This is a genomic window from Telluria sp. AZSoR62, assembly GCF_058111565.1.
Window position 1 is genome coordinate 1 of record NZ_JBYTST010000123.1, and the last position, 389, is coordinate 389.

The window sequence follows — 389 nt, forward strand, 5'->3', positions numbered from 1 at the left end:
TACCTGAAGCTAGCTAAAGGGCTACTGACCGGGGACTATACAGAGCTCCCGGGAAACCAGCTGGAGTTCATGTTCGCTCTCCCTAAATGGCTCAAACCGTTAAACTTTTCATTTCTTGGTCACGCGACCGAAAAACCTTCCCGCGCAACTCGTGCTGGCTTACCTGAACGGATTGCCGTACTAGTGGGGCAAAACGGCTCAGGGAAAAGTACGGTGCTAGCTAGGCTGGCCAGGGTAGCTTTCGGGACAATTGATGAACGCGATAAGGCGCCCCTTGAATCACTTGGACGCATTGAACCTTCAGGGATTGGCTTTCCTCGTGTCATAACCGTCTCTTTCAGCGCGTTCGACAGTTTTCGACTACCAGGGACTGACGGTCGAAGTCGCCG

At 53.2% G+C, this 389-nt stretch carries 1 protein-coding gene; it reads left to right on the forward strand.

Translation table 11 applies throughout. The features are described from left to right. Positions 1 to 69: 69 nt before the first annotated feature. On the forward strand, positions 70 to 389 hold a 320-nt coding region (locus AC3XQU_RS23165; RefSeq protein WP_489876504.1), incomplete at its 3' end, for a hypothetical protein.